This is a genomic window from Gammaproteobacteria bacterium (assembly GCA_014075255.1).
Lineage (GTDB): Bacteria > Pseudomonadota > Gammaproteobacteria > UBA4575 > UBA4575 > JABDMD01.
Map to the genome: position 1 here is coordinate 327,215 of CP046178.1, position 22,049 is coordinate 349,263.

19 protein-coding genes are annotated in these 22,049 nt (G+C 38.7%); 13 read left to right on the forward strand and 6 right to left on the reverse strand.

Annotated features, from left to right (window positions below):
- Positions 1 to 35: 35 nt before the first annotated feature.
- Positions 36 to 1,370, reverse strand: coding sequence for a transporter substrate-binding protein (locus GKR92_01670; protein QMU60474.1), 1,335 nt, complete (start codon positions 1,368 to 1,370; stop codon positions 36 to 38).
- A 503-nt stretch (positions 1,371 to 1,873) separates the two neighbouring features.
- Between GKR92_01670 and GKR92_01675 the strand changes: the two genes are divergently transcribed.
- Positions 1,874 to 2,572 carry a response regulator gene (locus tag GKR92_01675; protein ID QMU60475.1) on the forward strand — a complete coding sequence of 233 codons (699 nt, stop codon included), beginning with the start codon at positions 1,874 to 1,876 and terminating at the stop codon, positions 2,570 to 2,572.
- A gap of 93 nt (positions 2,573 to 2,665) precedes the next feature.
- Here GKR92_01675 and GKR92_01680 read toward each other — a convergent pair whose 3' ends face one another.
- The 3 genes from GKR92_01680 to GKR92_01690 all read right to left on the reverse strand — a co-directional run bounded on the left by GKR92_01680 (position 2,666) and on the right by GKR92_01690 (position 6,957).
- The gene (locus tag GKR92_01680; GenBank protein QMU60476.1) at positions 2,666 to 4,741 is read right to left on the reverse strand and encodes a response regulator; all 2,076 of its coding nucleotides are present in this window, start codon (positions 4,739 to 4,741) and stop codon (positions 2,666 to 2,668) included.
- Positions 4,742 to 4,784: 43 nt separating this feature from the next.
- A complete protein-coding gene (locus GKR92_01685) occupies positions 4,785 to 6,089 on the reverse strand; it encodes a transporter substrate-binding protein (protein ID QMU60477.1) in 1,305 nt (434 codons plus the stop codon).
- 181 nt (positions 6,090 to 6,270) lie between these two features.
- On the reverse strand, positions 6,271 to 6,957 hold the full coding sequence (locus GKR92_01690) for a haloacid dehalogenase type II (protein ID QMU60478.1): 687 nt from the start codon (positions 6,955 to 6,957) through the stop codon (positions 6,271 to 6,273).
- Between the two features lie 247 nt (positions 6,958 to 7,204).
- Here GKR92_01690 and GKR92_01695 point away from each other — a divergent pair, with 247 nt between their 5' ends.
- Complete coding sequence (locus GKR92_01695; GenBank protein QMU60479.1) at positions 7,205 to 7,528, forward strand: hypothetical protein; 324 nt, start codon at positions 7,205 to 7,207, stop codon at positions 7,526 to 7,528.
- Between the two features lie 63 nt (positions 7,529 to 7,591).
- Here the strand turns inward: GKR92_01695 and GKR92_01700 are convergent, their stop codons facing one another.
- Positions 7,592 to 8,425 (reverse strand): hypothetical protein, encoded by an 834-nt coding sequence (locus GKR92_01700; GenBank protein QMU60480.1) that lies wholly within the window; start codon positions 8,423 to 8,425, stop codon positions 7,592 to 7,594.
- 195 nt (positions 8,426 to 8,620) lie between these two features.
- Between GKR92_01700 and GKR92_01705 the strand changes: the two genes are divergently transcribed.
- The 7 genes from GKR92_01705 (at position 8,621) to GKR92_01735 (ending at position 17,726) form a co-directional block, all read left to right on the forward strand.
- Positions 8,621 to 9,778 (forward strand): transporter substrate-binding protein, encoded by a 1,158-nt coding sequence (locus GKR92_01705; GenBank protein QMU60481.1) that lies wholly within the window; start codon positions 8,621 to 8,623, stop codon positions 9,776 to 9,778.
- A gap of 2 nt (positions 9,779 to 9,780) precedes the next feature.
- Positions 9,781 to 10,383: an ANTAR domain-containing protein gene (locus tag GKR92_01710; GenBank protein ID QMU60482.1), complete on the forward strand. Its 603-nt coding sequence runs from the start codon at positions 9,781 to 9,783 to the stop codon at positions 10,381 to 10,383.
- Between the two features lie 337 nt (positions 10,384 to 10,720).
- Positions 10,721 to 11,755 carry an aliphatic amidase gene (locus tag GKR92_01715; protein ID QMU60483.1) on the forward strand — a complete coding sequence of 345 codons (1,035 nt, stop codon included), beginning with the start codon at positions 10,721 to 10,723 and terminating at the stop codon, positions 11,753 to 11,755.
- Between the two features lie 112 nt (positions 11,756 to 11,867).
- Entirely contained in the window at positions 11,868 to 12,665 is a 798-nt protein-coding gene (locus GKR92_01720) for an AAA domain-containing protein (GenBank protein QMU62681.1), read from the forward strand.
- Between the two features lie 8 nt (positions 12,666 to 12,673).
- Complete coding sequence (locus GKR92_01725; GenBank protein ID QMU60484.1) at positions 12,674 to 14,974, forward strand: VWA domain-containing protein; 2,301 nt, start codon at positions 12,674 to 12,676, stop codon at positions 14,972 to 14,974.
- 42 nt (positions 14,975 to 15,016) lie between these two features.
- Positions 15,017 to 16,954, forward strand: coding sequence for an acetate--CoA ligase (acs, locus tag GKR92_01730; GenBank protein ID QMU60485.1), 1,938 nt, complete (start codon positions 15,017 to 15,019; stop codon positions 16,952 to 16,954).
- 166 nt (positions 16,955 to 17,120) lie between these two features.
- The gene (locus GKR92_01735; GenBank protein QMU60486.1) at positions 17,121 to 17,726 is read left to right on the forward strand and encodes a hypothetical protein; all 606 of its coding nucleotides are present in this window, start codon (positions 17,121 to 17,123) and stop codon (positions 17,724 to 17,726) included.
- Positions 17,727 to 17,734: 8 nt separating this feature from the next.
- Here the strand turns inward: GKR92_01735 and GKR92_01740 are convergent, their stop codons facing one another.
- Positions 17,735 to 19,216, reverse strand: a complete 1,482-nt coding sequence (locus GKR92_01740; GenBank protein ID QMU60487.1) for a M48 family metalloprotease — start codon at positions 19,214 to 19,216, stop codon at positions 17,735 to 17,737.
- Between the two features lie 215 nt (positions 19,217 to 19,431).
- Between GKR92_01740 and GKR92_01745 the strand changes: the two genes are divergently transcribed.
- The 4 genes from GKR92_01745 (at position 19,432) to GKR92_01760 (ending at position 22,046) form a co-directional block, all read left to right on the forward strand.
- Positions 19,432 to 19,662: a SirA family protein gene (locus GKR92_01745; protein ID QMU60488.1), complete on the forward strand. Its 231-nt coding sequence runs from the start codon at positions 19,432 to 19,434 to the stop codon at positions 19,660 to 19,662.
- A gap of 157 nt (positions 19,663 to 19,819) precedes the next feature.
- Entirely contained in the window at positions 19,820 to 20,323 is a 504-nt protein-coding gene (gene ilvN, locus GKR92_01750) for an acetolactate synthase small subunit (protein ID QMU62682.1), read from the forward strand.
- Positions 20,324 to 20,368: 45 nt separating this feature from the next.
- Entirely contained in the window at positions 20,369 to 21,385 is a 1,017-nt protein-coding gene (gene ilvC, locus GKR92_01755; GenBank protein QMU60489.1) for a ketol-acid reductoisomerase, read from the forward strand.
- Positions 21,386 to 21,425: 40 nt separating this feature from the next.
- On the forward strand, positions 21,426 to 22,046 hold the full coding sequence (locus tag GKR92_01760; protein QMU60490.1) for a hypothetical protein: 621 nt from the start codon (positions 21,426 to 21,428) through the stop codon (positions 22,044 to 22,046).
- The last annotated feature ends 3 nt before the right edge of the window (positions 22,047 to 22,049 follow it).

A 22,049-nucleotide genomic window follows, 5' to 3' on the forward strand; every position in this document is an offset into this window, starting at 1 on the left:
TATCTTTAGTCGCTACTCACACGAATCAAGGTCAGTTAAAGCACGTTTGTTTTAACTTTACCGTCTGGAGTGTGCAGGCCATCTGCTTTACATACGCCGCGTTCCGGATAAATTGACATCGGATCCGGTGCAACATGCTCATCAGCAGCTTTCACAATCTTGAATTGGCCGTCACTTTGACACTGTCCAATTTTTGGCTTGAGCCAGCAATTAAAGTTGTCAGGGTCAATCCAAATTTTACCTTCAGGCGACACATCATCTTCAACGGCTATACCGCCAGACACATCACGAATCATGCGTGGAGTAATGTCTTCGATATTTCCAGTCTTCGCTAGTGCCTTCTCTAAACCATACTTCCATACGTATAGTGATAGATAGGTTTCTTCCATATTGTAGTGGGTTACACCGCCACCGCCGTATTTACTACTTAGATAGCCATCCACAAATTTGTGGTTAACAGGATTATCTAATGTTTGGAAGTATGGTGCAGAAAGGAAATGGCCTGCGCCCGCTTCGGCTCCCATGGCACGAATTTCAATTTCACCTGTAGTCAGTGCAGCGATAGGCAACTTGTCTGACTTAAAGCCTTCTTGTAAGAACTGCTTGTGCATGGCGATATCTGAATCACCCACAACGGTTGAGAAGATAAAGTCTGGTTTGGCTTGACGTACTTTATTGAAAATAGGTGTGAATTCTGAACCACCTAGTGGCACATAGTCTTCACCTACAATTTCGCCACCTGAGCGTTCCAACCAAACTTTGGCATTCTTATTAGACTCTTTTGGCCAAATGTAGTTAGAACCAATTAAATAACACTTAGGACCAAATTCTTTAGCCATAAATGGAATCAAGTCAAATGAATGCTGATTCGCTAGAGGGCCAGTGTTAATAATATTTTGGGTACACTCGCGACCTTCATAACAGGTTGGATAATAGAAAAGATGATCACGTGCCATCACTATTGGCGCAACCGCGCGACGGCTCGCTGAAGTGTAGCCACCAAAAACAGAAATCGCTCGATCTTTTAAGATCAATTGACTAATTTTTTCTGAATAAACTTTAATATCTGATTTTGCATCAATTACAACGGGCTCAATCATTTTTCCAGCAACACCACCCGCGGCATTGATTTCATCAATTGCATACAGTGCAACTTGAGTTGAGTCGTTTTCTATTACTGCTAAATTTCCAGTAGCGGACCAAAGCAATCCCACTTTAATGGTTTTATCACCTTTTTTGATCCAAGGTGCAGCCGCTGATGCATTTTTAACAAAAAACGACGGGAAGCCAAAAGCAGCACCGGCAGCACCGGCAGCAGATCCTTTGAGTATCGCTCTTCGTTTATTACTAATAGGCTTATCTTTCTTCATAAATCCTCCTTACTTTTGAGTGGCGGCCTGTGCAGCAATAAAGCCTCACATGGTTTCTACTAGTAGGTATGCGCAGAGCATCTAGGATGCCAATCTCAGAATTGTTTAGAATCGAATGTTAGTCGTGCCTCTAAATGTTTTGTTTTAAGGACATGGCCATAAGTATATAGACTTATGGCATATAGTGAATCACATGTCAGTCATTAGGTCAATATATACTGACTTAAGTATCTAGTATGACGAATTGCGATATTGTAGAAGGTAACCCTCCTAAAAAAAGTTGGTAAAACAGCAATTATTTCAAGGCAAAACGCATCTATATTTTAGGTATACGAGGATTTAAAAATATTAAATTTTCAATTACTTGAGAAATGTATTGCATTCAATTTCTTTGCTCATTATCGTGCTTAATAACTACTGTATATCTACTTGATATACGGCTATCTGAAATTAAGATCATTGACTAAAGACAATATAATCAACAGGAATTCTTTTTAATTCTTATGAGTGTGGATTCTTCAATTTTTAGAATTGTGGTAGCAGATGACCATGCGTTAGTGCGGGGTGGTCTTGTTCAATTAGTTAAGCTGGTTGAAGAGAATGTAGAAATTGTTGAGACTAATGATTTTCAGCAAACTTTAGAGTATCTAAAAGAAGGGATGCCTGTTGATTTGTTATTGCTGGATCTTTTAATGCCGGGCATGAGCGGCATGGAAGGCATTAAGCAAATTTGTAAAGAATGGCCCGAGGTACCTATTATAGTAGTTTCGGCAAGAGAGCATGTGGCTGCAATACGCAGTGCACTGGCTGCGGGTGCTATGGGATATATACCTAAGACATCATCGCCAGACGTGATGATGAGTGCAATTAAATTAGTACTATCTGGAGGAGTCTATGTTCCGCCACATGTTTTAGGTACAAGTTCTTCTAACGATGACCCCACACAAGAACAAGCAAATTCAGCAGAATTATTTGGGAATTCTTTAGAGCAGGGCTATGCACAGCTTACTCCTCGGCAATTAGAAGTATTAGATCTCATGGCATTGGGTAAACCGAACAGAGACATTGCTAATGATCTTGGTTTAAACGTCGGCACGGTAAAAATGCATTCATCGCGCATTTTTAAAACCTTAAATGTGCAAAATCGTACAGAAGCTGTAGCAATGTACGCACAAATTAAGAGAGATAAAGAGTTCTCTTAAATCTAGGCCAGATTAATTTCGTTTTTATTATTAAAATAATTAATTTTGTGACGAGCTTTAAGATTAGCACCTGTGCAGATTGCTACCCATGATTTATGAAGCAGAGACTTTAAGCTGATCTGTAGGTTGTGAAGTTTCATTAGACTCAACAATTAAATGAGAGATAAGTGCTCTTAATTTGGCGGGATGTACTGGTTTCGATAGTACGCGGTATCCGTGATCTGCAATTTTACGAACTTCGCTTGTGTCCGCTTCACCGGTAATAATAAATGCGGGAACTGGATAGCCTAGTTTTGCAACAATATTATTGATGGCTTGCACACCATTGACACTTCCGGGTAGTCGATAATCAGCAATTATGATGTCGGGGATATTTTGTGGATCAAATATCAAGCGTTCTGCTTCTTGTGCAAATTTAGCACTGATGACATTGCATTCCCAAGATTCCAGCAGTTGTGTGGTTGCATTCAGTACCATCTCATCGTCTTCGATCAACAAGACAGAAGCGTTATTTAAACCTAATAAGTTTGTTTCATAGGGTCTTGGTTGAATAGGCTGTGTGGATTTGTTACCCAATTCGACAATCACTGCAAAACGCGATCCTTGATTAACTTCGGAAGAATGTTCTATTTGATGATTTAGGCATATAGAAAGTCTGCGAACAATCGCTAAGCCAAGCCCCAACCCTTTGCCGCGGTCGCGTTCTTTGTTATCCAATTGATGGAAATCATCAAAAATAGCATCACGTTGATGCTTCGGTATGCCAGGGCCAGTGTCCAATACTTCAATAGAGAGTTTTCCCATTCTGCGCCGACATCCCAATAAGACACGGCCTGTATCTGTATAGCGAATGGCATTGGCCACAAAGTTTCCGATAATTTGTTCTAGTAAAATTGGGTCACTACGTACGTATACACTTGAGGGCACAATGTGCAATGCAATTCCTTTTCGATATGACATTGGCCGAAAACTACGTGCCACCCTGTGCAACACTTCTTGTATAGCAAAGTCTTCGATTTGAGGTTTCACTGCACCTGCTTCCAATTGAGACACATCTAAAATAGAATTTAATAAGCGTCCAGTTGATATGGAAACTGCGTCGATATCTGAAACAATTTTAAGTAAATTTCTGTCTTTAATTTTTTGTTGCAATGCTGTGATATACATTTGCATGGCATGTAGTGGTTGGCGAAGATCGTGACTTGCAGCAGCTAAGAATTGTGATTTAGCCCGATTTGCTTTTTCAGCATCTTCTTTCGCGTCACGTAGGTTTTTATCTTGTGCACTTAAGTCATGTTTTAGCTTATTGAAACTCCGGCTTACCATTCCTAGTTCATCACCGCGAGACATTAATTCTTTTTCAAGTGATGAATCTTCAACATTGTGCAGAGCACTAATGGAATTGATAGTGTCCGTAAGCGCATGTAAAGGATCAGATATATTTTTTTTCACAACATAGTAAAAAACAGTGATAACAAAGCAAATTGTGATAATTGAAGCCAGTATGGTGAAGCTGGATGCAGTGTTTTCTACGCGGTCTGCATATTCTACCGACGCGTCGTTGAGATTACTTAGCTCGCTAACGAGTGTGTCTAGTTCAGAAATAAGTGTTTTTTCGCTTGCTGCAACATCTGAAACCATTTCCATTCCCATTAGGAATGAGCCGTCTTCCACGTGTCGAAATACTTTTTCGGCACGAATGTTGTGAATGCGACTTGCTTGTCTGAGGCTGGAAAGTTGACGTAGTAAGTTCTGGCTATATTCTCTAATTAAGTTATTTTGTTCATCTTTTTGAGAGGCCGCTTTCGTAATGAGTTTATCAGCCCAATCAATTTCTTCATTGATGTTGCTATGATCTTCTTGGTAACGCCCACGAGCAGCGATATATGCTTCTTCAGCTTCTTTGTCATAGACCACGCGATCGCCAACAAAGATAATGTCTTTTAAGTTTAGTCGGCTATCTTGTATTTGATGACGAATCGATTCGGATGAGTTAAATAGTGGCAAGTATAAGTCTGATGTTTGTTTAACTACATTGCCTACTGAACTAATTTGTGAGAGTGCGATTGTAGTTACGACTGAGTAAGAAAAAATTTCAAGAAATATAATTGTCAGAACTTTTTGTCCAACTGACATGCTGTTAATAATATTTTTAACTTTTCTTTTCATTTTTTACTTAAAATAATATCTCTTATTTAAAGGCTGAGAATATTTAAGAAGCTGCTTTGACAATTTTACCATTTGGCAAATGTAAGCCAGTGGTCGAACATTCGCCGCGTTGTGGGTAGAGAATATATGGGTTGGGTGGTATTGCTTGATCTTGTTGTGATAATAGTTTTACTTGACCAGTAGCATCAAATTTCCCAATTTTAGGCGTGAGCCAACTGTTAAAGTTTTTTTGGTCTATGCGTACTGCACCTTCTGGCGATTCTTGATCGGTTAATTCTAGCCCAGCAGAGTACTGTCGTAATTTCATTGGGTTAATTGCAGATTCACCTTCTTCTTTAACAAGTAGTTCTACCGCTTTTTTAAAATAAAGGAAGGTCAAATAAGTTTCTTCCATATTGTAGTGCGTAACGCCACTGTCACCGTATTGACTACCAAGGAATTCATCAACAAATTGCTGATTGGTTTCATTGTTTAAGCTTTGAAAATAGGGTGCAGAAAGTATATGGCCTTCACCATATTCCTTACCCATTAGTTTCACTTCCATTTCAGATGTAGTTAATGAGGCAGTCGGCAACATTTCTGGACTAAAACCTGCCTTAAAATATTCTTTTCTAAGAAATATGTCTGAATCTCCAACTACAGTAGAAAATATCCAATCAGGTTGGAGTTTTTTTATTTTCTTGAAGATTGGGTCAAATCCTGCTTGGCCGAGTGGCATATAAGATTCGCCAGTCAGTTCTCCATTCGACTTTTCGAGCCAACGTTGTGCGTTTCGATTAGATTCTTTAGGCCAGACATAGTTTGAGCCAATGAAATAAGCTCTAGGCCCAAAATGTTTAACCATATAAGGGATTAGGTCGTAAGAGTGCTGATTCGCTATTGGACCAGTACATATTATATGTTGCCAGCATTCGCGCCCTTCATAGCAAGTTGGATAATAAAACAATCCATTATTTAAAGTAACTAATGGCATTACAGCGCGTCGACTTGCAGAGGTATACCCGCCAAAAGTTGCAAGCACATTTTCTTTTAACATCAAGCTTTGAATGCCTTCTCGATAGGCTTTCATATCCGATCTTGCATCGACAACAATGGGTTCAATTTGAAAACCAGCGACCCCGCCATTTTTATTGATTTTATCTACCCAATAAAGGCCAACGTCTCGGGAAGGTTTTTCAATAACACTAAGATGGCCGCTCAATGACCATAGCAAGCCAATTTTAATGGTGCCGTGTTTCGTTATCCAAGGTGAGCTAGCCCGCGCGCTTGATAGCTGTGGGAAAAATGGTGTTAGCAATGATGGGGCTGCACATGAGGCTTTGAGGAAGTCTCGACGATTTATAGCCATAGTTTAAATATGCCAGGCAAGTTTATGAATATCAAAATATTAGTTCATAAAGTGTAACGTTTCACGCCTACAAAGAAAGGGGTTAATTCTATAATATTGCTTTTAGCGAGTACTTATGTGAGAAATTCACATATAAATTAACTGCAGCTTGAAAATACACTGCTTGTGTTAAGCGTGGTAATTAGGAATGGCTCGATCGATTTAGCAGCTTTGAAAATTCAACCAAATTTTTTGCTGTAATATCAGGAGCATATTCCCAAGGATCAAATATATTGCTCGGATCACGTTGTATCCATGCTGCATTTAATCCTGCAGACTTTCCTCCAATTACATCAAAGGGATTGCTTGATATAACCCAACAATCGGCAGGGTCTGCATCTGTTTTTAATGCGAGGTATCTATAGACTTTCGGGTTTGGCTTGAAAGTTTGTAATTTGTCTACACTAATTATGTCTGCAAGATAATTGATTAACCCTGCATTAGATAATAATGTATTTAATGTCGATTCAACTCCATTCGAAAATGCTACCAATGTATGGTTATTTTGTTTTAGTAGTTCGAATGCGGGAACTACATCGGGGAATACTTTAAGATTCGAATACAAATTAAGAAGATTTTCTTCTTCTTTGCTTGGGAAACTTACATCTAAACATTCAGCTGCAAACTGCATAGCTTGTTGTATGCAAATATCAAAATTTTGATATTGATTCATTAATCCGCGGCGAAAAGTATATTCGAGTTGCTTTTGTCTCCATATCTCTGCAAACGGTATAGCTTTATTACCAATTAGACTCTGTAAATAGACGCTTATTTCTATAGGGTCAACCAGTGTCCCATAAACATCGAATCCAATTGTTATCTTTTTCACGTTTTATGTCTCTGGGTTTTTCTTATTTTCTAACTATATATTTATGTAATAACAATCTTGAGTAAACTTGAGAAATTCAGTGATGAAATTTGCTGGGATGGTATTTTGCAAAACAATCAAAATCAATATATGGGAATAAAACATTACCGTTAACATCCTTAAAACATCATATTAAGCCGAAAATAGCTTATTCATTAGAATTTCTTGCCGATATTGCATAAGTCATCATTCTCTTAGTGGAGACATTGTGCTTTTTAAGCTAGGGACAGCAATCCTATTAATCTCAATACTCTCAGCTGCATCCGCAGACGAGATAGTTACTTACTTAATATACACACGTGCGGATACGGGTGAGATAATACAAGGCACTGCGTTTACAGATAGTGATCAATGGGAGGTCGATGGGTTTGTAATGCTTGAACATGACAAGAAAACTAAATTCACCGGAAGTTGGACACGGCAGGGCACAATAGAAGCAGTAGATATTAATGGGAACATGTATATGTTTGATGTTGTTATGGTGATCAATAATGATCAAGCACTGACGTTAACGGGTATTTATTTAATTTAGTTCAAGCAAGTCCTCGTCAGCATACCAATCTACTTGGTTTTCCATCTTTGGTTATTCATTACTTCAATCTAAGGTCGTGCCTTTATTATTGACCTTTTCATAATATAGATAAGCAACAGTTATCACCCAAGATACGAATACAAAAGGTGCGGTGAGTGATGGCCAGCCAGATAAAATAAACGCCTGGGTAACAAAAACAGTTAATACGATACCAATCAACGGGAATATTATTGGTTTCATGTTTTGTAATGCAATAGCTGTCAATACTGCGCTGAATCCATAAAGACCATTTTGAATATTTGCATCCGGATAGTTTAGTGATTGTGCAAGTAGCCAAGTTAATGTTGTCGCAATCAAGGCCCATACGAAACTTGATTTTGAACAAAGCAAAATAGCGAATAACATTATTGCGCCAGTGATTCCGTTTCCCTGAATATATACTTGACCCACGGCTTCTCCTAAGCCCGCCGTATGTATGTTATCGACAAAGTTTAAAATATCATTTGCAGGTTGTAGTGTTATGAAGTCTTGAATGAGGATGATAAACCAGGTGATAAAAACAAAAGGAGCTGTAAATGCAGGGAGTTTTAAATACTTAGGGATCCATTGAGTAACAAAAACAGATAGTACGCAGCTCAAAATGAAAACGATGAGAGATGTAATTGTGGTTTGAAAAATATATATATTTGCGATCCCAATTAAGGTTGCGTTGTACCCAAAGATTCCTAAAGCAATATCTTTTTTATCAAAATTGAGAATTTTTGCGGAAGCAGTGCCAATAACAGCTCCAAAGAACGCACCTAGTGCCATTTTCCACGAGTGAACGGCAATGCCCGTCAAAATTATTAAACCAGATAAAGAACAGGGTTGAACGATGACTTGTGCAATGCCAGACATCGTGTGTTTAAAAAAATTAATCACTTTAGGTATTATGTTTATTTTTTATAAAAGTAATTTAATAGAGAGAGTTTCACTCTAAAGTTATTTTTAGCTATTGTATAATCTTTATCGCTTAAATTAATAGAATTTATTAACAAGTTGGCTATCAATGCTTTAAGCTTTCTAGCATTGTAATACGCTAAGGCTGTTTATATGATTAAGTCTTCATGGAAAGTTGGTATTTTATTTTCTAAAACAGGTGCCACCTCTGTTATTGAGCAGACTCAATTAAATGCGACTTTGCTTGCTATTCGTGAAATCAATGCGCGAGGTGGTGTGAATGGTCGACGCATTGAGCCGATTGTTTATGATCCGGAATCTAACCCGGAAAAGTTTCGACAACTTGCTAGGCGTTTAATTACTAAAGACTCCGCAAATATCATCTTTGGTTGTTACATGTCCAGTGCTCGCAAGGCGGTGATACCTATTGTTGAAGATTATAACGGCTTGTTGTGGTATCCAACATTGTATGAAGGGTTTGAATATTCAAAAAATGTTATTTATTCCGGTGCGACACCCAATCAAAATAGCATGTTCTTGGCGCGCTATTTGCTTAGTCAATACGGGAATCGTTTTTATTTTGTCGGTTCTAATTATATTTATCCTTATGAATCAAATCGGATCATGAAAGATATTTTGCAATCTACAGGAGGCAAGGTGGTTGCAGAAAAATATCTTCCCTTGAATGCAAGCAATGAAGATATTGATCCAATATTAGTAGATATTCTAGAAAAACGCCCGAATGTGATATTCAGTACGATAGTAGGAGCAGCAACCAGTAAATTTTATAAGAGTTATTGGCGTGCAGGTTTGCAACCAAGGCAAATGCCTATAGCAAGCCTTACTACAAGTGAAGCAGAAGTAACTGCAATGGGTCATGAGGTAGGTTCGGGACATATTACTGCAGCACCATATTTTGAAACGGTAGATACACCTGCTAACAAACAATTTGTTAACCGTTATAAATCTATGTTTGGAGCATCAGAGTGCACAAATGCGTGCGCAGAAGCTGCTTATTTTCAAGTTAATCTTTTTGCAGATGTATTGCGTCGTGTAGGGACTATGGATACGGATATAGTCCGTACTGCGGCGCTCGGAACTATTTTTGATGCGCCTGAAGGCACTATACAAATAGATCCAGACAATCATCACACCTATTTATGGCCCAAAATTGGGCGAGTCGACAGTCATGGCAAGTTCCAAATTGTTGCAGAAACCGATGCACCGGTTAAGCCTGACCCTTATCTAGTTGATTTAGGCTCTGATAAAAGTCTAAATCGTATGCAATATTACGAAAGTGAGCTGAATTAATTATGGCCATAGAAATATTAAAAGATCTTCGTAAATTACAGGTTCTTGTAGTGCACCCTAATGATGAACAAGGTGGTGATATTTGTCAGCACATCGAACGAATTGGTTGTAAAGTTAGAATGGTTTGGCCTTGTCCAAATGATATTAATTCCGATACTGATGTAGTTCTTTTGCAATCTTTGCATGAACATCCATTCACTGATAAACCACTATGGTTAAAAGAAGATAAGAACAGTCCTACCATTATTGCAATAGTTGATTATGAAAACCCAACGGTATTGCAGACCGTTTATGAATTAGGCGCCCACGGGATTATCAATACACCTGTGCGTCCATTTGGTTTGTTAGCTAATTTAGTCATCGCAAGAACGCGTTGGCGAAAAGAATTGGCATTGACTTCTAGAGTGGAGAAACTTGAAACTAAATTAAGAAAAATTCATGCAATCGAGCATGCGGTTGCAATACTTGAGCGAGCCAATGATATTAGTCATGAGCAAGCTTATGAATTTATTCGCAGCAGGGCAATGGAGCGTCGCGTGACTACAGAGGATATTGCTCAAGAAATAGTTAATGCAGATAAAACTTTAGAGGTTAATGTCAAATAAAACCTGTAAATCCAGGACATTAATATGAGTGTAAATATCAATTAGGCAATGCGTCCTTGACGTATTCAAAAAATTAGTCTAAAAAGTTAAGTAACTCATAGCATTCTTGCTAGTTAAAATTTACAGAACCAATAATGCTTCTGTAATTACTAAAATTGGGCAAAAAAGCCCTCACGGATGTTTATATCCGTGAGGGCTTTTTTATGTGTGTGAGAAAAATAATTATTAAACAGTTAGCCGAAAACCAAACTAGTTTGAAGTTAAGTTTTTGTTCGTAAAATATGTCGTTTTATGCCTGATTTTAATAATAGGTGTGAAAAGACGAGGAGGATAAAATATGTATCACGGTGATATATCAAGTAGTAAAGATGCAGTAGGTGTTGCAGTAGTGAACTACAAAATGCCACGACTGCATACAAAAGCAGATGTTCTAGATAATGCACGCAATATTGCCAACATGATTGAAGGCATGAAAGTTGGATTGCCAGGAATGGATTTGGTCATTTTCCCGGAATACAGTACGCATGGGATAATGTATGACGAGACAGAGATGTATGAAACTGCATCAAGTATTCCAGGTGATGAAACTGAAATATTTGCAGAAGCATGTCGAAATGCAAAAGTTTGGGGTGTCTTTTCCTTAACGGGCGAACGACATGAAGATCATCCAAATAAAGCACCTTATAACACGCTTATTCTGATGAATGATAAAGGTGAAATTGTACAGAAGTATCGCAAGATCATGCCATGGGTCCCAATTGAAGGCTGGTATCCCGGAAATTGCACTTACGTTTCTGATGGGCCAAAAGGTCTAAAGATCAGTTTAATCATTTGTGACGATGGTAATTACCCAGAGATCTGGCGTGATTGCGCCATGAAAGGCGCAGAGTTAATTGTGCGTTGCCAAGGTTATATGTATCCGTCTAAAGATCAACAAGTCATGGTTGCAAAAGCTATGGCATGGATGAATAACACTTACGTTGCCGTTGCAAATGCCACTGGATTTGATGGCGTGTATTCTTACTTTGGTCACTCTGCAATTGTTGGTTTTGATGGCCGTACCTTAGGTGAGTGTGGCGAAGAAGATATGGGTGTTCAGTATGCTAATTTATCAGTTTCATTAATTCGTGATGCACGTAAAAATCAGCAATCTGAAAATCATCTGTTCAAATTATTGCATCGTGGCTATACAGGTAAAATTAATTCAGGTGAAGGTGATACAGGTGTTGCTGAATGTCCGTTCGACTTTTACAAAAAATGGATTACAGATCCTGAAGCCGCACGTGAAATGGTGGAATCTATTACCAGAACTACTGTTGGCACAGAAGAATGTGAAATTGAAGGGATACCAAACCCAAAGACTCACAGATAGTTTTGTAGTAAGTAATGTGGAGGCATTTTATGTCTCCACATTTATTTTTCTTAATAATAATGCGTATTATAAATTCGCTGGAAAAGTTTGAGTGCATAGTGAGAGACAAGGTATGAATCTTGATGATTATTTGATTACGGAAGAACCTTACTACTCTCCAACTCATAACGAAATTCAGCTGTTCGAGGCGGCGTATGCAAACCGTATGCCGATGATGCTTAAAGGGCCCACTGGCTGTGGTAAAACCCGTTTTGTTGAATACATGGCATGGAAGCTTAAAAAACCATTGATTACCGTTTCTTGTCATGAGGATATGACAGCTTCGGATCTAGTTGGTCGTTACTTGCTCGACGCAGAAGGGACGGTTTGGCACGATGGGCCATTAACGTTAGCAGTTCGCCATGGTGCAATTTGTTACTTAGATGAAATTGTTGAAGCCAGGCAAGATACCAGTGTGGTTATTCATTCCTTAACAGATAATCGTCGTGTTCTTTCATTAGAAAAGAAAAATGAAGTTATAAAAGCTAACAATGACTTTCAAATTGTTATTTCTTATAACCCAGGTTATCAGAGTGTGTTAAAAGATTTAAAAGAATCAACCAAGCAAAGATTTGGTGCAATTGATTTCGACTATCCTAAAGCAAGCGATGAAGCAAAAATTATTGCGCACGAAACAGGTATCGATAACAAAATTGCTGAAAAACTTGTGCAAATTTCTGAACGTTCTAGAAATCTAAAAGGCCATGGTTTAGATGAAGGAGCATCTACCCGCATGTTAATTTACGCCGCACAACTTATATCCAAGGGTATTTCTTTAGAAGAAGCCTGCGAAGTAGCGCTAGTGTTACCGATTACGGATGATCTTGATATTCGTAATGCGTTAAGTTCAGCAATTGAAGCATGCGCGTGAGGTGACACTTGGCTACCTCCACGACGCGAGGAAAGTATGAAATTTCTTCGCTTACACAAGAACCTGGAGATCCAGATGAACGTCTGGTTTTTCTTGTTGATGAAGGGAAGCAGTTTTTTCCAAATGAATTTTACCCGCTTTGGAAAAGTGCCTGTAACAAACTTTCGAATGCAGGTTATGGGGCTTTAATACCGCTTTCTTATGCGCGCTATTCACCCAAACTAGTCAAAATATTAAATTCTGAAGTAACGATTAATTTAGCAGTAACTGTTTCATTGTCTGCGATTAAAGTGAATCGTGCAGCAGCAGAGTTATTAACCAAAGCTGCAGTGATTGCAGCACATGAGTTAAAATCAACGCAGGCATTTTCTTCTTGGGTAACGACTATTGAGGAATTAATTTATCACGCGCCTGAATCTTTGCTCGCAGTTCTAGAGCGCACACAAAAAATAGTTTCTACCTTAACGCCTGATCAATTTAGATCTTGGGTATTAACTGGATTGCGCTCAACGGGAGATGATGCTTTACGGCAAATCAACTATTTTAGTTTTACAGATCCTGAATCAGAAAAGTGGTTTAGGCACGAAGCAGGAGATGTTGTTTTTACTGATCTTGATCGCCGTTTAAAACTCTATTTGATTTCTCTTTGGGGTTTGCGTCCACCGATACGTGATCTTCCAGCTTCTACATCACCGTTATCGTTAAGACGGATTTCAATTAGCAATGGTGTAGTACGAATACCCGAAGTGTTTCCTGGCTTTCATGATCAGCAAGCTGAAAGAATTTTTCGTGCGGGACTTGCGCATGTGGGTGCGCATTTGGTGTATTCAAAAACAATTTTTCCTTTAGGTGAGCTAAAACCTATCCAAGTAACATTGGTTTCTTTGCTTGAAGATGCTCGGGTAGAGTATTTGGCGATGCAATCCTTTCCAGGTTTGCGAAAACTTTGGCAACCATTTCATGTTGCAAAGCCTAGTGGACCAAAACTGGTGCCACTGCTATTAACACGACTCGCACGCGCACTTATTGATAAAGAATATAAGGATAAAGATGGCTGGGTGCAAAAGGGTCGTGATATGTTTTTTGATGCACAAAACGATATGACGGATCCTGCTATGTGTCGGAGAATTGGGGTTCTTTTAGGTAATGATTTAGGTCAGTTACGCGCACAATTTAATGCAAAAACATATGTCGTAGAACCCGCTTATCGAGACGATAATATGGGTTTGTGGGACTTTGGGGATCAGCAAGATCAAGAAGAAGAGGATGATGGCGTCTTTATCGAAGCCATGCGCATGGATCGTGAGGAAGAAGTCGATGATTCTAATAGTGAACATGAGCAAAATGAAAATACTGATGATGAACAGCAATATCATGCGCGAGAAAGTACTGATACGGAACAGAAAGAATCCGAAGTTGCAGTACGTTATCCAGAATATGATTACTTAACAGGATCTGAGCGACCTAACTGGACTTGCGTATTGGAATATTTTCCTGATTTTGGAGATGCGTATAAAATAGAGAGAATTTTAGAAGAACATAATAATCTAGTTAATCGAATCACTAATTTAATTCAAACAGCAAAGGTAAGTTTGCCAGAACGACTGCATCACCAAAGTGTTGGCGAGTCCTTAGATATAGACGCATGTATTAATGCAGTGATTAGTCGAAGGATGGGGGATACTCCTGATCCTAGGATTTATAGCACTACTGAGCGCAAGCATCGTGATCTATCTGTATTGGTGCTATTGGATATTTCTAATTCAACCAATGATAAAGTTCAAACAGCAGGTACATCAGTTTTAGAACTTGAGCTTCAAGCAACTAGTTTGCTTGCTTATGCAATGTCGGAATTAAATGACCCATTTGCTATTGCTGCATTCTGTTCCGACGGCAAAGAAGATGTGCATTATTATCGAATTAAAGATTTCAATTCGCCCTATGACACCACGGCTCGCGCACATTTGGCAGGTTTGCAGGGTAAATTATCAACGCGTATGGGGGCAGCAATGAGGCATGCTACAAGAGATTTAGTAGCTCAACATACACATAGAAGATTGCTGTTGGTAATTTCAGACGGTGAACCTTCGGATATAGATGTAGATGATCAGCAGTATTTGGTTGAAGATGCACGCAAGGTAGTACGGTCTATTTCCCGGTTAGGTATCGATACTTTTTGTGTGGGTTTGGATGCAGGTGGAGATAATTATTTGCACAAAATATTTGGCAGAAAAAATGTAGCGGTAATTGATAGACTAGAGCACTTGCCAGAAAAGTTACCTATGTTGTACCTTCGTTTAACTGCATAGATATGTAACTAAAAGAATAATAAGATTTGTAGGAGTAACAATATGTCAGAAGATAAAATTTACCCAGTACCCGCGTCAGTTTCTTCAGCTGCACATATTGATGCAGCGAAATATGAATCAATGTACGAAGAGTCGATAAGCAATCCTGAAGGGTTTTGGGCTGAACAAGCAGATAAGTTTGTAACCTGGTATAAAAAATGGGATACCGTTTTAGATTGGGATTATCGAAAAGGCCATATTCGTTGGTTTGAAGGGGCAAGCTTAAATGTATCTTACAACTGTATAGATCGACATTTAGATACGCGCGGAGATCAAACTGCGATTATTTGGGAAGGAGACGATCCAAATGATGACAAATACATTACCTATAAAGAGTTGCATCAAGAAGTATGTAAGTTATCAAATGTTTTAAAATCTCGTGGCGTTAAAAAAGGTGATCGGATATGTATATACATGCCGATGATTCCTGAAGCGGCTTATGCCATGTTGGCTTGCACACGAATTGGTGCGGTACATTCTGTAGTGTTTGGTGGATTTTCACCTGATTCATTGCGTGATCGTATTCTAGATTCTGATTGCCAAACTGTAATTACTGCAGACGAAGGTGTGCGCGGTGGAAAACCAGTGCCACTTAAAGCCAATACTGATAAAGCCTTAGAAGAATGTCCAAATGTAAGTACGGTCTTAGTGGTTAAACGTACAGGCGGCAACATAGATTGGCATGATTCACGAGATTGTTGGTATCACGAACAAATTTCAGCTGTGAGTAGCGAATGTGAACCTGAGCATATGGATGCCGAAGATCCGATGTTTATTTTGTATACCTCGGGATCTACAGGAAAACCAAAAGGCGTATTACATACAACAGGTGGTTATCTATTATTTGCAGCCATCACACATAAATATGTGTTTGATTATCAAGATGGCGAAGTTTATTGGTGTACCGCAGATGTTGGTTGGGTGACTGGTCATACTTATATTTTATATGGGCCGCTATGTAATGGTGCGATAACCATGATGTTTGAAGGGGTGCCAAACTACCCTGACGGCAGTCGTTTTTGGCAGGTGTGTGACAAACATAATGTTGCAAGTTTTTATACTGCACCGACAGCAATTCGTTCGCTTATTAGTATGGGCAATGATTTTGTTAAAAAAACCAGTCGCAAAAGTCTACGTATACTAGGTTCAGTAGGCGAACCCATTAACCCAGAAGCATGGGAATGGTATTACCATGTCGTTGGAGATGGCCGTTGTCCGGTTGTAGATACGTGGTGGCAGACTGAAACGGGTGGGCACATGATTACGCCATTGCCAGGTGCAACGGATTTAAAACCGGGCTCTGCTAGCAAGCCTTTCTTTGGGATACAGCCAGCCATCGTTGACGAAAACGGAAAAGAACTTGAAGGTGAATGTCAGGGTAATTTAGTAATGAAATTTCCATGGCCAGGTCAAATGCGTTCTGTATACGGTGACCATAAACGCTTCATTGAAACTTATTTTTCACAATACCCTGGTATGTATTTTAGTGGTGATGGATGTAAACGTGACGCGGATGGTTATTATTGGATTACCGGTCGTGTAGATGATGTATTAAATATTTCTGGTCATCGATTAGGTACTGCAGAAGTTGAAAGTGCATTGGTGCTACATGCAAAAGTTGCCGAAGCTGCAGTAGTGGGTTACCCGCATGATATTAAAGGACAGGGTATCTATGCGTATGTGACACCCATGTCAGGGGTGGAAATGACTGATATATTAAAAGAAGAGCTAGTCCAGCTTGTGCGTAAAGAAATTGGCCCGTTTGCTAAACCTGATATTATTCAATGGGCGCCTGGATTACCAAAAACACGTTCTGGAAAAATTATGCGGCGTATTTTAAGAAAGGTTGCAGAAAACGAAATTGATAATTTAGGAGATACTTCAACGCTTGCTGATCCATCAGTAGTGGATGATATAATTGCCAATAGGGCTAATATCTAAATAAATTGGTGCATTTTAAGGGTTTTAAAAACAAAGAGTTAAATTGCCGAATAATCTCGTTTAACCACTGGTCGTTTTAAATCTACCGTTTGGCACTATCTGTGAAACTCAAATAGTTTTCTCTGATATCTCTATGTCTTCCATTGGAGTTGGAGAGTTTAGAGTCATGCAATTAATCGACTCAATTTTATCTGGTGTTGATATAAAAACTTGCATTGCGGCTATCGCAGTTTTATTGCTGGTATTGTGGGTGATGAAAATTGCGAGAGAAGTGCGTTCAAATATGCAACGTGCAAGGAAGAATAAAAGAAAAAATAAAGAAGAATTAAAACGTATTCAAAATTTACGCGAAAATTATAAGCAAGATATTTCGATTTTTCTAAATTCTTACCGTGCTGATATTTCAACTAAGCTAGCCGAAAGTAAAGCAGAGAATGGCTTATTTATTTTTTGGAGCGGTGCTGAAGATGTTTATAGTAGATTTGCAAGTGATACGTCAGAAATTAACAAACTACCTAATCAAGATGAGCGAATAGCAGTTCGAAGTTTTTATACCGAATCAAAAGCATTTTTAGATGGTATTTTATACAACAACTATTTGTTGAAAAAATATCAATATTTACATTGCAAAGTAAAAACTACTACGGCAACTTCAAGGGAAGTTAGAGAGGTAGGCGATGTAGCAGAACAGATGTCTACACTAGGTGCTCAGCTGCAACAACAGCATCATGAGTTGTTAAGTAGTTTGCAATCTGCCAGAGCTTATTTTTAGATAAATAATTATTTAAAATTATCTCTTCTTTTTCGAGCTTCTCGGTATTGCTCTTTTTTTGTTTCAATTCTTGCTTTTGAGCTGCTATCAATGCCAGGTACGCGAAGGGATAATTGAATTTGCTCCATTGCGGTTCCGTATTGTCCATGTGCGGCATAATAATCACTTAATGATTCATGACTTCGCCACGCTAAGTTTGCTTTGCTTGCTGCTTTAGCCTTCAATTTGTCAAATGCTGGATTTTCAGGTTGTGAGATATACAGTTGGTCTAGTTTTTGTAGGGCGAGATGGGCATTCCCGCTTTCAGTTAAAGAAGTGGCTAAATAATAAATAACTGATAGGTTGCTTGGGTAAATTTCCTCTAATTTTCTAAGCGAGTTTTCTGCTTTTGTATATTGCCCATCTACAATCAATATTTGGGCATTAGCTAATTTAATTGTAAGTTCGTTGTCAACATTTACAGAAATGGATTTCAGTTGTTGTAAAGCTTTCTGATTTTTTCCTGTACGACTTAACGCTAACGCGTAAGCATAAGTTTCAGTTTCACTTAAGCTTCCTGGTATTCTGTTTTTCTTTTTATAATAATCAGCAAGCTGATTCGGATTACTGGTAATTGCAATAGTACGAGCTTTTGCATACTCAAAATGTATAGTATTTGAAGTGAATGAACCTTTGTATTGATTGGCTCGCGATTTTGATTCACTAATGCGGTTTGTTGTTAGAGGGTGAGAACTTAAAAATTCAGGAATCTGTCCTCGGTTTAATTGCGTATGTTTATTTAAATTTTCAAAAAACGCTGGCATACCTTGAGGATCAATGTTTGCGTCGACTAAAAGTTGCATGCCTATTCGATCTGCCTCTTGTTCAAAACTACGTGTGTATGCGAGTTGTCTCTCTTGTAATGTAGACTGTGTTGTTAAGAGAGCAGCTTGACCTAGTTCGCCTCCACCATAGGCAACAGCAAGAATAGAGCCTAATAGTGTAAGCGCAGATATAACACCAAAAGACTTTGTATTTGCAAAGTTGCGTGCTATATGACGTTGTGTAACGTGTGCTATTTCATGTGCAAATACGCTGGCAACTTCGCTTTCTTTTTCGCCTAAAGTTAGAAGACCGCTATTAATAGCGACAATACCGCCTGGTAATGCAAAAGCATTTACATCAGAGTTCTGTATCAATACAAAAGTAAATGGGAAATTAGAATTTAACCCTGCAGAGGTAATTCTCGTACCTAAAGAATGTATGTATTGGCTTAATTCAGGGTCGTTTATGACAGGAAGGTTCCCACGAACTTCAGAAATAAGGATTTGACCGAGTTCTATCTCTTTGGAAACACTTAGCCCTTCACTTGCTGGTCCACCAATATCAGGTAAATTGATTTCGGCTATTGAAATATTAGGGCCAAATGTTAGTGCTAAAGTTAAAACTAAATGACCTATACGTTGAAGAGATAGGTTTGCTCTAAATGGCCAGGTTTGGGAGTTATTCATATCTATAAGACTGGCTAGTGAGCAAATCGTTTACATTATTGTAGTCGCTCATTAGTTTAAAAGCTGAATTATATGATTACCATGGAGAAATTGAGGTTGTTTATTGGGAGGTGGACCCACATATTATAATATCATGATATTATAATATGATATTGTTGCTTTGGGCTTGTGCGCCTTTACGCTACTATTGCGAATGAATTTTCAAGGAGTTTTAAATGTCTGAGTTTGATCAAGAGTTAGATGCATGTGGATTAAATTGCCCATTACCTATATTAAGAGCAAAAAAGGCGTTGTCTGGTATGGATGCTGGCAAAGTATTACATATAATTGCAACTGACCCTGGTGCTGTTAAAGACTTTGAGGCTTTTTCAAAGCAAACTGGTAACGAGCTTTTAGATTCAAAAGAAGATGATGGGAAGTTTTACTTCCATATTAAGAAGAAGTAATAAAATAACAATAAAATATTAAGATGCTTGTGGCAGTCATCGTCACAACGTAAACAGTCTTAGTTACTCGCTTCGTTATTTAGTGATCAATATGCTCCAGTCATTAAGGCTGGAGCATATTTTTTTTGCGAATAAAATACAAAACAGCTACAACTTAATGCGGCATATTATTTCCATATTGTTAGAAAATGAAGCAGGCGCTCTGTCTAGAGTTTCGGGTTTGTTTTCTGCGCGCGGATATAATATTGAGTCGTTAACGGTCGCGCCTACAGATGATTCCACTGTTTCTCGAATCACAGTGATAACAGAAGGTAGTGATAAGGTTATTTCGCAAATTGTAAATCAACTAAATAAACTTGTTGATGTAGTGAAAGTGCTCGATCTAACGGCAGATGAGCATATTGAACGTGAAGTGCTGCTGTTAAAGCTACATGATAATGATGTTGCGAAAGCAGTTATAGAGATATTAACAAGTGAATATAAGGGTCGTGTGGTAAGCGATTCAAAAGATGCAATTGTGGTTGAGATTACTGGAGTGGGTGAGAAACTAGATCGCGCCATTCAGGCAGTACCATCAGAAATTGTATTTGAACTTGTTCGTTCCGGTGCACTTGGAATTGCAGCAGGAAAACAAATTTTAAAATTAGAGTCTATGCGGTAATAATATTAATTAGACTTTTGAAGGCTTAGTAAACGGAGAATAAGCATGAATATTTATTATGACAAAGACGCAGACCTTTCAGTTATTAAAGGCAAACAAGTTGCCATTATTGGATATGGTTCACAAGGTCATGCGCATGCAAATAATCTACAAGATTCTGGCGTAAAAGTAGTTGTAGGTTTGCGTGAAGGGTCGTCTTCATTTGCTAAAGCTAAAAATGCTGGCATTGCTGCAGTATCTATTGAAGAGGCGGTTAGCTCTTCTGATATTGTTATGGTACTAGCGCCAGATGAGCACCAAGCTAAACTCTACAAAGAGTCTATTGAGCCAAATATTAAACACGGTGCTACCATGGCATTTGCTCATGGATTTAATATTCACTTTAAAGGTATTGCACCGCGTGAAGATTTAGATGTAATTATGATTGCACCTAAAGGGCCAGGACACTTAGTTCGTTCTACATATGCGCAAGGTGGTGGTGTACCTACCTTGGTAGCGATTCATCAAGATTCTTCGGGGAAAGCTAAAGAAACGGCAATATCTTATGCATCAGCTAATGGTGGTGGGCGTGCTGGAATAATTGAAACTACTTTTAAAGAAGAAACTGAAACTGATTTGTTTGGTGAGCAAGCTGTGCTTTGTGGTGGTGCAACTGCGTTAGTGCAAGCAGGATTTGAAACGTTAACTGAAGCGGGTTATGCGCCAGAGATGGCATATTTTGAATGTTTGCACGAGTTAAAGCTTATTGTGGACTTAATGTATGAAGGTGGCATCGCAAATATGCGTTACTCGATTTCAAATACGGCAGAGTATGGTGACCTTACTCGCGGACCACGTATCGTTACAGATGAAACCAAAGCTGAGATGAAGAAAATTTTATCTGAGATTCAAGCTGGTGAATTCGCAAAAGAATTCATTAATGAGTTCGATACGGGCGCATCAAACATGCAAACACTTCGTAAAAAGGGTCAAGAGCATCCTATAGAAGATGTGGGTGCTAAATTGCGTGGCATGATGCCTTGGATCAGTGCAAATAAAATAGTAGATCAAACTAAAAACTAACTAATAAATAGCATGGCGTATCTTGCCATGAACTCCAATTATGATTCCAATTGCTAGAGAAGTACGTGTACTTTTAATAGCGATTGGTGTTGCTCTCGCACTAATTCAGTATAAGTTTGGAGCAAGCCTTTTTTTGTGGCTAGCTTGGATAAGTTTTATCGCTCTGCTGTTCTTATTTAGAGATTTTAGTCGCTTAGTTCCTTCCGAGCCATTGGCTATCGTGAGTCCTATAGATGGGAAAGTTCTAAAAGTAGAAGAGTCTTATGATCCTTATCTTAAAAGAGTGGGACAGTGTATTCATTTAAAACAAGGTGTTTTAGGCGAGTATAATATTCACAGTCCTTGTGAAGGTAAGGTTGACAATCTTTGGGTGATCTCTCCAGTCGAACCTACATTTTCACAACTTGCGTTACTACTTCACACTGATGAAGATGATAGTATGGTGATAGCAGCGAATCTTCAGTCTATTTTCCGTCACGCCACTTGCTCTATAAGTGTTGGTGAAAAGTTAGGCCAAGGTCAACGTTGTGGTTTTATGGCATTTTCTTGTGGAATTGTCCTATATCTTCCTGCATCTGCCCATATAACCATAAAGACAGGACAATCGGTTCGCGCTGGAAGTGACAAATTGGCAGAATTCGTTCATGAGAATTCTAACTAACCG